Annotated in this window: 10 protein-coding genes; 9 read left to right on the top strand and 1 reads right to left on the bottom strand. The window is 43.7% G+C overall.

All coding sequences use genetic code 11. The annotated features are described in order from the left end of the window. The 9 genes from glmU to ACTHSP_RS14020 all read left to right on the top strand — a co-directional run. Positions 1-903 (top strand): bifunctional UDP-N-acetylglucosamine diphosphorylase/glucosamine-1-phosphate N-acetyltransferase GlmU (gene glmU / locus ACTHSP_RS14060; protein ID WP_440346308.1); only part of this gene is annotated, 903 nt, incomplete at its 5' end. Between the two features lie 47 nt (positions 904-950). Further along, positions 951-1,475 (top strand): hypothetical protein, encoded by a 525-nt coding sequence (locus ACTHSP_RS14055; RefSeq protein WP_003686621.1) that lies wholly within the window; start codon positions 951-953, stop codon positions 1,473-1,475. Positions 1,476-1,514: 39 nt separating this feature from the next. Further along, the gene (locus tag ACTHSP_RS14050) at positions 1,515-2,039 is read left to right on the top strand and encodes a hypothetical protein (protein WP_049350742.1); all 525 of its coding nucleotides are present in this window, start codon (positions 1,515-1,517) and stop codon (positions 2,037-2,039) included. Between the two features lie 15 nt (positions 2,040-2,054). Then, positions 2,055-2,906 (top strand): glycoside hydrolase family 19 protein, encoded by an 852-nt coding sequence (locus ACTHSP_RS14045; protein ID WP_049350741.1) that lies wholly within the window; start codon positions 2,055-2,057, stop codon positions 2,904-2,906. Between the two features lie 20 nt (positions 2,907-2,926). Next, a complete protein-coding gene (locus ACTHSP_RS14040) occupies positions 2,927-3,328 on the top strand; it encodes a hypothetical protein (RefSeq protein ID WP_318250413.1) in 402 nt (133 codons plus the stop codon). A gap of 10 nt (positions 3,329-3,338) precedes the next feature. Further along, a complete protein-coding gene (locus ACTHSP_RS14035) occupies positions 3,339-4,472 on the top strand; it encodes a hypothetical protein (RefSeq protein WP_371464873.1) in 1,134 nt (377 codons plus the stop codon). Between the two features lie 105 nt (positions 4,473-4,577). Next, positions 4,578-6,416 (top strand): glutamine--fructose-6-phosphate transaminase (isomerizing), encoded by a 1,839-nt coding sequence (gene glmS, locus ACTHSP_RS14030; RefSeq protein WP_440346307.1) that lies wholly within the window; start codon positions 4,578-4,580, stop codon positions 6,414-6,416. A gap of 72 nt (positions 6,417-6,488) precedes the next feature. Further along, positions 6,489-7,346 carry a hypothetical protein gene (locus ACTHSP_RS14025; protein ID WP_049329361.1) on the top strand — a complete coding sequence of 286 codons (858 nt, stop codon included), beginning with the start codon at positions 6,489-6,491 and terminating at the stop codon, positions 7,344-7,346. Positions 7,347-7,367: 21 nt separating this feature from the next. Next, positions 7,368-8,747 carry a calcium-binding protein gene (locus ACTHSP_RS14020; protein WP_241479522.1) on the top strand — a complete coding sequence of 460 codons (1,380 nt, stop codon included), beginning with the start codon at positions 7,368-7,370 and terminating at the stop codon, positions 8,745-8,747. Between the two features lie 130 nt (positions 8,748-8,877). Here the strand turns inward: ACTHSP_RS14020 and ACTHSP_RS14015 are convergent. Continuing rightward, a partial coding sequence (locus tag ACTHSP_RS14015; RefSeq protein WP_440346306.1) for a M16 family metallopeptidase occupies positions 8,878-9,881 on the bottom strand: 1,004 nt, incomplete at its 5' end.

Here is a 9,881-nt window from a genome sequence, read left to right as displayed (position 1 = left end):
GATGCCGCCCAAAAAGCCGTGAAAGAAATCAATACCGGCATTTTGGTTCTGCCTAACGCCAAACTCGAAGCTTGGTTAAACAGTCTTTCCAGCAACAATGCCCAAGGCGAATACTATTTGACCGACCTCATCGCCAAAGCCGTTGCCGACGGCATCAAAGTTCATCCCGTCCAAGTCCGCGCCTCCCATTTGGCCGCCGGCGTGAACAACAAACTCCAACTGGCCGAACTCGAGCGCATTTTCCAAACCGAACAGGCGCAAGAATTGCTCAAAGCAGGCGTAACCCTGCGCGATCCGGCACGTTTCGATTTACGAGGCCGTCTGAAACACGGACAAGATGTCGTGATTGACGTCAACGTCGTAATCGAAGGCGAAGTCGAAATCGGCGACAACGTCGAAATCGGCGCAAACTGCGTCATCAAAAACGCCAAAATCGGTGCCAACACCAAAATCGCCCCATTCTCCCATTTTGAAGGTTGCGAAGTCGGCGAAAACAACCAAATCGGCCCATACGCCCGTTTGCGTCCGCAAGCCCGTCTTTCAGACGACGTACACGTCGGCAACTTCGTCGAAATCAAAAACGCCGCCATCGGCAAAGGCACCAAAGCCAACCACCTCACCTACATCGGCGACGCCGAAGTCGGCAGCAAAACCAACTTCGGCGCAGGCACGATCATCGCCAACTACGACGGCGTGAACAAATACAAAACCGTCATCGGCGACGAAGTCCGCATCGGCTCCAACTGCGTCCTAGTCGCGCCCGTCACCCTCGGCAACAAAGTAACGACAGGCGCGGGCAGCGCGATTACCCGCAATTGCGAAGACGGCAAACTCGTCCTCGCCCGTTCTCGCCAAACCGTCATCGAAGGCTGGGTGCGTCCGGAAAAAGGCGATAAGAAGTAAGGCTGCCTGAAAATAAGAAAGACTTAATTCTTAATTAGGACGTATTAATGGAAGAAAACACTGATATAGAACAAGCTCGAAGTTTGGTTATCGAGACATCTAGATTAATGGTTGCATATCGAGACAATAGTGAAAAACTTGTGAATGATGTTCGAAATGAGTTAGACAAATCTTTAATTGAACAACGTCGTATGCTTGTTCAGATGATTAGGGAGGAAGTAACAAAAGAAGTCTCTCAAGCTGTTTATGCTTATGTAAAAGATATGGAAAAAGCCCGTAATCAGATGGCAGATCAAGTTAGAGAATTTAATGGCTACCTTCGGAAAGTACAGGAGGAAAATAATAAAATTTCTTCCCGTTCAGTATGGGTTACATCGCTAACATTGGCAACGTTGGTTATTGGGGGAATTGCATTGATTTGGTTTTATTCGGGAGTTATTCAGAGTAAGAAAATTGATGCAGATATGGTTACACGGATTAATCAAGCAGATATTGTCCGTTGCGGAAATGATTTATGCGCGAGGACAAGTAAAGCTGGAGAAAATGGGTATAGAGTTATTAAAAAACGATGATAACTTATTTGAGCTAAATAAATAGTGAGGATTTTAAACGTGGTAAAGTATTTCTTATATGGATTTTCAAGTTTTTTATTTTTAACAAATGCTTATGCTGGAAGTCGGCCTGAAAGTCTTGCCAAGATAATTTATGAAAAAGAAATAGATTTAAATCAAGATAGAATAAAGGATAAATTAGTTATTGAGGAAAACTCGGAAGGTAAAAGAAATTTAAAAATCCTTGTTAAAGATTCTAAAAAACAGTGGAATACAGTTATTGAAAACCGTAATATGGTTTTATGCAAATATTGTGGAGGAGTGAGTACAGGAGATCCTTTGGTTTCGGTTGAAGCAAAAAGAAATGTGTTTGAAATTACACAAGAAGGAGGAAGTCGTGAAAGATGGACTTCTGTATATAGATTTCAATATTCACCTAAATTAAGTACATGGATTTTGAGAAAAGCGAGATTGAACGTGTATGATACGGCAACTGGCAAGAATGAGATAAAAAGGAAAAGTATAAATAGTTCAAAACCAGTAAAACTTCAAGATTTCAATTATGATGAATTTTTTTATAATTAAGTAGAGCGAGTCTATATGAATAATAATAATACGAAATTGATGCATGAGGAAAAAATCCTTCAGGAAGCTATGTCGAATGGAATTTCTTCGAGAAAAGAACTGGCCAATCTTCTTGCTCAGGTTGCTCATGAATCTGGTAATTTTAGTACTATGGAAGAAAATTTAAATTATTCTGCTAAAAGATTAGCTCAATTATGGCCCAAAAGATATGCAGATGGAAATCATAATCCAAATGAAAAAGCTTTGAATATTGCTAACAACCCTGAAAAAATTGCTAATCATGTGTACTCCAATAGAATGGGAAATGGTAATTCTAATTCAGGAGATGGTTACCGTTATCGAGGTAGAGGCTATATTCAATTAACTGGGCGCAGTAATTATGAAATGGCTACGAAAGAATTGCAGATCGATCTAATTAATAAACCAGAATTAGCCGCAACTTCAGAAGTTGCGGCCAAAATAGCTATTTTATATTGGGAAAAAAGAGTTCCGGATTCTCACAAAGAGAATGTACGACAAGCTACAAAATATATTAATGGTGGTTTAAATGGTTTGGCAGATAGACAAAATAAGTATGATGAGTATTATCAAAAATTAACTCCTGAATATTTAGATAAAATTCAAAAAGGGCAGCAACATTCATCAAATGCACAATACAATGATTTTAGTGCATTAGTTAGCAATCTGATCAATGATAAAATTGCATTGTTTTGGTTTTATTCAAATGCTCTTCGGAGTAAGAAGCTTGATGTAGATATGATTACACGGATTAATCGGGCGGATATTGTCCGTTGCGAAAACGAATTATGCGCAAGGACAAGTAAGGCTGGAGAAAATGGTTACAGAGTAATTCAGAAACGATACTAGTAATATTTGGAGGGTAAATAATGAAAAAACTTATCGCAATATTTTTATTAATTCCTTTGGCAGCATTTTCCAATGCTCGCCCATTATCTTTTTCAGGGACTTGGTTATATACGGATCAGGTTGGAGATACCGTTGGAGGGAAAGAATTGGTCCTTAAACAAACGGGTAATTTAGTTACAGGGATATGGAATGAAGGAATTTCGACAGGTAGCGGGGGAAGTGGAAAACTAAAAGGATATGTGAAGGGAAACAAACTATTTTTAAATTATTGTTCTGATGAAGGAAACAATTGGTATAAATCTTGTCCTGAATATGAAAATGATGAAAGTTATTTTATTAAAAAAAATAATAAAATTATTGAATATAATATAATAGATAATAAATTATATAAAAAAGGTAATGAGTTTATTTTAACTAAATAAGGAGTATGAAATGGTAGATTCAACCAACCAACATAAAACATTAAGTAAAGAAGATTTCCAAACTATAGCTTACTTTGCAGTAGGTGTTTCTTCTGAATCAAAATCAAACGCGTATAGATTAGTTATCGCAGCAAATACTAGAGATGGAAAATTATATCCCATCGGAAATAGTGGATATTCTATTGGAACAATACAAACAGACTTAGGACAACACCCTGAAGTTGCCAAAGATTTAGTTGGAGCATATCAAAAATGGACATTAGAGAAAAAACCTGATTGGAGGCTCTCTGAAACTCAAGAAAAAGCGATAATTCATGATTTGGGAAGAACGGGGAAAGAGATAATAAGAGAAGATAGGCGACCATTGCCATCTGAGTTTAAATCTAGGCTCAATCAATTCTTAAGTAGTAAAGATGGAATTACTTGGGTTCATACTCGAGATGTAAATCAGATCAATAAGATTGAGCAAAATATTTTTATTCCTCTACAAGAAACAAAACTATATCAAGAGTTATCTTTTGATGATAAAACACATTTAGTAGCAGTTACTTCAAAACTTTATAATCAAAGTGAAAGGTGGGGGAGAAAAGTTTTGCAAGAAGTTAAAGATGGGAAATTTCATTCAGTCAATGAAGTAGATAGTAGAATTGATAGCTTTATTAAAGCCAGCGGCAAAAAGGACTATATAGAAACTGGTCGAAAAGAGGCAGTATTAGGCGCAACTTTAATCTCTCAATTAAATATCATAGAAAAAGATAATAGTCTTTTTGATAAATGGAATAGTGTTAAAACAACTCCTCTTGACAATCCTGCTAAATTAGAAGGGAATAAAAAAGATAATTATAATGAAATTAGAAACCTATTTATTGATCCTGAAAAATCCATAAATAAAATTAAACAGAGAGAAGATAAGAAAGTAGGTACGCAATTTTCATATGATGACTTTAGTACTTTAGTTAACAACCTGATTAACGATAAAGACGGTTCGTTTACCAAACAGTTGTTAGCAGACAATAAAAATATCGTTGATGCTTTTGATGCCAAAGTTCAGGAGAAAATAAAGCAAGAAGAACAACAAACTATTGCCCAAGAAGCACAACGGGAAGTAGTTGAGAAAAGTTTTGGTGGCCGTTCTTTTAGTTAGTAATGGCACCGAAAAGCTTGAAACAATACCTCGTACCGTCTGAAAGTCAGCGTTGCGGATTTTACCAACGGGGCTACTGCCCCATATTGATACTAAGGAACTTATATGTGCGGTATCGTCGGCGCCATCCGCGCCAATCAAAATGTAGTCGATTTTCTGACCGATGGTCTCAAACGCCTTGAATATCGGGGCTATGACTCGTCGGGTATCGCCGTGAACACAGACGGCAAAATCAAGCGCGTGCGCCGTGTCGGCCGCGTGCAGCTGATGGAAGACGCCGTACGCGAAAAAGGCGTGTTCGGCCATATCGGCATCGGCCATACCCGTTGGGCAACCCACGGCGGCGTGACCGAACCCAACGCCCACCCCCACATCTCCGGCGGCATGATTGCCGTCGTCCACAACGGCATCATCGAAAACTTCGAAGCCGAACGCGAACGCCTCAAAGCCTTGGGTTACACCTTCGAATCGCAAACCGACACCGAAGTCATCGCTCACAGTGTCAATCACGAATACACCCAAAACGGCGGCAAACTGTTTGAAGCCGTCCGCGCTGCCACCGCCCGTTTCCACGGCGCGTACGCCATCGCCGTGATGGCGCAGGACAAACCTGAAGAAATGGTGGTCGCACGCATGGGCTGCCCGCTCTTGGTGGCATTGGGCGACCAAGAAACCTTCATCGCCTCCGACGTATCCGCCGTCATCGCCTTCACCCGCCGCATCGCCTATTTGGAAGACGGCGACATTGCCCTTCTAAGCGCAAACGGCATCGACAAACTCATTGACAAAACCGGTGCTGAAACCCAACGCACCGTCAAAGTATCCGAACTGTCGCTCGCTTCGCTGGAGTTGGGCCCTTACAGCCACTTCATGCAAAAAGAAATCCATGAACAACCGCGCGCCATCGCCGATACTGCCGAAGTCTTCCTGGACGGCGGCTTCGAACCCGAAAACTTCGGAGCAAACGCACGCGAAGTGTTCGACGGCATCCGCAGCATCAAAATCCTTGCCTGCGGTACGTCCTACTATGCCGCGTTGACCGCCAAATACTGGCTCGAATCCATCGCCAAAGTGCCAACCGACGTGGAAATCGCCAGCGAATACCGCTACCGCGACGTAATTGCCGATCCGAAACAACTGGTCATCACCATTTCCCAATCCGGCGAAACCTTGGACACCATGGAAGCCTTGAAATACGCGCAATCCTTGGGACACAAACACAGCCTGTCTATTTGTAACGTGATGGAATCCGCCCTGCCGCGTGAAAGCGAATTGGTACTGTACACACGCGCCGGCGCAGAAATCGGCGTCGCCTCTACCAAAGCGTTCACGACCCAACTGGTTGTCTTGTTCGGCTTGGCCGTTACCTTGGGCAAACAACGCGGTCTGGTTTCCGACGAGCAATCGCGTGAATACGTCGAAGAATTGCGCCAACTACCGGGCAGCATTCAGCACGTTCTCAACCTTGAGCCGCAAATCGCCGCTTGGGCGCAAAAATTTGCCAAGAAAACCAGTGCACTCTTCTTGGGCCGCGGCATCCACTTCCCAATCGCTCTTGAAGGCGCATTGAAGCTGAAAGAGATTACCTATATCCACGCCGAAGCGTATCCTGCGGGTGAGCTGAAACACGGCCCGTTGGCCTTGGTGGACGAAAACATGCCCGTTGTCGTGATTGCCCCGAACGACAGCCTGTTGGACAAAGTAAAAGCCAATATGCAGGAAGTCGGCGCACGCGGCGGTGAACTCTTTGTCTTCGCCGACCTCGACAGCAACTTTAACGCCACCGAAGGCGTGCACGTTATCCGCGCCCCACGTCATGTCGGCGTACTCTCGCCGATTGTGCACACCATCCCCGTGCAGCTCCTGTCCTACCACGCCGCCCTTGCACGCGGTACAGACGTGGATAAACCGCGCAACTTGGCTAAATCGGTAACGGTTGAGTAAAGCCTAGCTTAAACGATAAAAGGTCGTCTGAAAAGTTTCAGACGACCTTAATTATTAATTGAAGGCAATCAAATGAATAGAATCTACAAATACCTACTGGTAATCGCTGCATTGGCAGCAGCAGGCTTCGGTATATATCAATATACCGCGCCCGACAAATATCAATACTGGAAAGAATTGATTGCTAAAGACCCCAAGCCTGACGGAGTTTCGGAACAGGAATACAGGGAAAAACTCAGGGCAGGCTATTGCTGGCGGGACAGGAATTTTTACACCCCAGAGGAATTACACAGGAAAGCAATGGTCAGTTTTGCAGGTAGGTTGTTGGGGGAGGCTGAAGCTTATAAGGCTAATATAACCACCAATCAGGGCGGACGGGATTATTCTACGGGAGCAGACTGCGTACGTCACGAAAAGGCCTGTAGCGTCTGGTTTGTCCCGCAAGATTACACCAATGAGCAATGGGACAGGATGTTTTTGGCGGAGAAAGACCCGATGGATGGGACGTTGCTGGCAAAGTATTTAAAATATGAAATTAAACAACCGGATGATTTAAAAAAATATTTGGAACATTATGAAAGTAAAGGTTTTTCATTGATTATCAGAGGATATAATCATGGAGGAGCAAGCATTTATGGCTCTGACTGCTGTAAAGTTTTAAGTACCAAAGAAGCTGCCCCGATAATAAAAAATAATACGTTGATTACTTATTTAGAAGGAGCATCAACGTTTCCAGAAAGTGAGATACCAAAAAATATCGACATTGGAAATTATGGAGTTGGTAATTTTTATTTTAGTTATTCAGAAGTCAGTCCGGGATTGCCTCAATGGGATGAGAATAAAGAAAAAACTTATCAGATTGATTTTTCATATATATTATTCATGAATAATTGTGGCGATGTATTGTGGCAGCCACATTATATTTATTAACCTATATCCAATAGAAATATTATGTCAGACAGCAAAAAATCATTAAGTGTATCAGAAGTAACCATAGATAGAATTTTATCGCATTATTTATGGAATACATCCGTACCGCCTCGTCGTGAAGATATGCAATCAGCGATAACTAATGCCAATCGTACTTCGGTTGAAATTGATGCGGTTGATTATATGAAAAATGGGGCAGGAAAGTATGCATCGGCTGCTGATTTTAAAATGTTTGAAAAATTTTTCAATGAAAAATTACCAGCTAAAGTACAGCCCTATTCTTTTGATGAAATTGGCAATCAAATTTATGGGAAAAAAAGATTTGAAGAAATTAAAACTTCTATGTTTAACCCTAGAACAGGTCAAGGTTTCACCGTCTCTATCTCTCAATACGGTATAGACACATCATCCTCCGATTACGTCGAACGTGCCTTTATCTTCGGATCAACGCAGGTAACAGTTACCAAAGCTGACATCGATAAACTCCAATTCTTCGTCCGACCGGATGGCAGCCGCGAAATCCGCAACCTCAGAATCACGCCCAAAGACGACAACTTCGACTTTATCGGTGGTTCATCTTCCCAAGACGCTTCGGGCAGGATGCTAAAAATGATGGTAGATACGGCAAACGCCGGGTTCAAGAAAGTTATTGATCCGAAAGGTATAGGCAGGGCTGTGCCCCTTGTCTATACCGATACCGACAAGCTGCCATTTGTCAATATTACGGATAAGGACTTCAAAAGACTCCAATCGGAGAAATCGAACCAAGAAAAACCAGATATTCTGATGGAAGAAACAGGTATTCTTCTGTTTCGTCAAGGAGGAGGGTTATTTAATAAGCTGAAAAAATCACCAGCCTTATATGATAAAAGCCTGCTGGGGCGTTGGCGAGACATTGAGCAGAATGCCAACGAAATGTACCAAAAAACCCGTGACCTTATCGAAAAAGATCCGAATATGATGTCTTTGGATGAAAGGGATGAACGCGATCAATACGCGGCGGATATTGATAAACCAACGGCTTTAACTATTGAGGATATGCCGCAAAACGCCCAAAAAATCTATCATCAAGGGAAACAGATTTTTGCTGATTTTTGTGCCCAGAAAAACATCGTTTACGATGCAAATAGTTTGGACAATATTGCGATGTCGTTAGCTTCAGTGGCTTATACAAACAAGATGAGTGATGTGTCTTTAATCAATATTAAAGGTAATGGGGAAGTCTTGATCGGACACAAAGCCCCCGGATTAATAATGGCTTCTGTAGATATGTGGGAAGCGGCTAAGACGCCGGTAGAGGAAAGCCTGAGCCAAATTCAGCAAACAGCACAACAAATTGAATATGAGGAGCAACAAAAACAAATCGTGCAATCCCAATCACATGGAGCGAGGATTTCTTAAGTAAAATCAAAAGAAAATGTAAAAAGAGGACTTAAATTCTACCAATTATCTACAAATGGTTTGATTGATTTTAAACAAAGCTAAAGGCCGTCTGAAAAATCTTTCAGACGGCCTGTTGTTTTAAAGCGTTTTATTCTGCGCCGACAACGACGATGTTGAGGTCTTTGAATTTGACGCGGCGTTGCCATGCGTCGCGGACTTGTTCGACGGTCAGGCTGTTGATGGCTTTGGGGTAGGCTTCCAAGTAGTCGTTGGGCAGGTCGTAGAGGCCGATCAGGCTCAGGTAGTTGAGCAGTTTGTCGTTGGAGTCGTAGCGCAGGGGGAAGCCGCCGACGATGTTGGCTTTGGCCTGTTTCAGCTCGGCTTCGGTTGGGCCTTCGGCGATAAACTGTTCAATGACGGCTTGGGTGTCAGCCAGTGAGGCTTTGGTGTTTTTCTTTTGGGTGGAGTAGGAAACGGTAAACGTGCCTTCTTCTGTCGCCGGGGCGAGGCTGCTGTATACGCCGTAGGTGTAGCCGTGTTGGTCGCGCAAAACTTTCATGAGGCGGCTGTCGAAACCGCCGCCGCCGAGGATGTAGTTGCCGGCAACGAGGGCGTAATAGTCGGGGTCATGGCGTTTGAAGAGGGAAGTGCCGAGCAGGACTTGTGCCTGCGTGCCGGCAAAGGGGATGTCGCGGCGTTGGGCGGTTTGTTTGGGAACGGGCGGGATGGCGTGGGTTGCGGTGGCTTTGGCCGGCAGGTCTTTGAGGACGCGCTCGACCAGTTGCTCTGCCTGTTTGCGGTTGAGGTCGCCGACGATGGCGACGATGGCGTTGTCTTTGCCGTAGTGGGTGCGGTGGAAGGCGCGGATGTCGTCCAGACTAACGCGTTTGAGGCTGTCAACGGTTACGTTTGCGCCGCTGCCGTAGGGGTGGTTTGGGTAGATGAGTTTGGTCAGTTCGCGCGTGGCGGTGTAGTCGGGGGTGGTTTCCTGTTGTTGCAAGCCGGTAATGGATTGGGTTTGACGGCGGCGGAAAACGGCTTCGTCAAAACGCGGACGGGTCAGCGAGTGGTTGAGCAAGTTGGCGGCTTTGTCGCGGATGTCGGCTTTGCTGAGGCTGCGGAAGCCTGCGGATGCGCTTTCGGCATTGCTGT

The sequence above is a fragment of the Neisseria sp. P0001.S005 genome (assembly GCF_051963715.1).
This window is presented reverse-complemented; position numbering and strand designations above follow the sequence as displayed.

Coding starts and splice junctions, on each gene's coding strand:
- ACTHSP_RS14055 (WP_003686621.1), top strand. CDS start 951: ATGGAAGAAAACACTGATATAGAACAAGCTCGAAGTTTGGTTATCGAG.
- ACTHSP_RS14045 (WP_049350741.1), top strand. CDS start 2,055: ATGAATAATAATAATACGAAATTGATGCATGAGGAAAAAATCCTTCAG.
- ACTHSP_RS14040 (WP_318250413.1), top strand. CDS start 2,927: ATGAAAAAACTTATCGCAATATTTTTATTAATTCCTTTGGCAGCATTT.
- ACTHSP_RS14035 (WP_371464873.1), top strand. CDS start 3,339: ATGGTAGATTCAACCAACCAACATAAAACATTAAGTAAAGAAGATTTC.
- glmS (WP_440346307.1), top strand. CDS start 4,578: ATGTGCGGTATCGTCGGCGCCATCCGCGCCAATCAAAATGTAGTCGAT.
- ACTHSP_RS14025 (WP_049329361.1), top strand. CDS start 6,489: ATGAATAGAATCTACAAATACCTACTGGTAATCGCTGCATTGGCAGCA.
- ACTHSP_RS14020 (WP_241479522.1), top strand. CDS start 7,368: ATGTCAGACAGCAAAAAATCATTAAGTGTATCAGAAGTAACCATAGAT.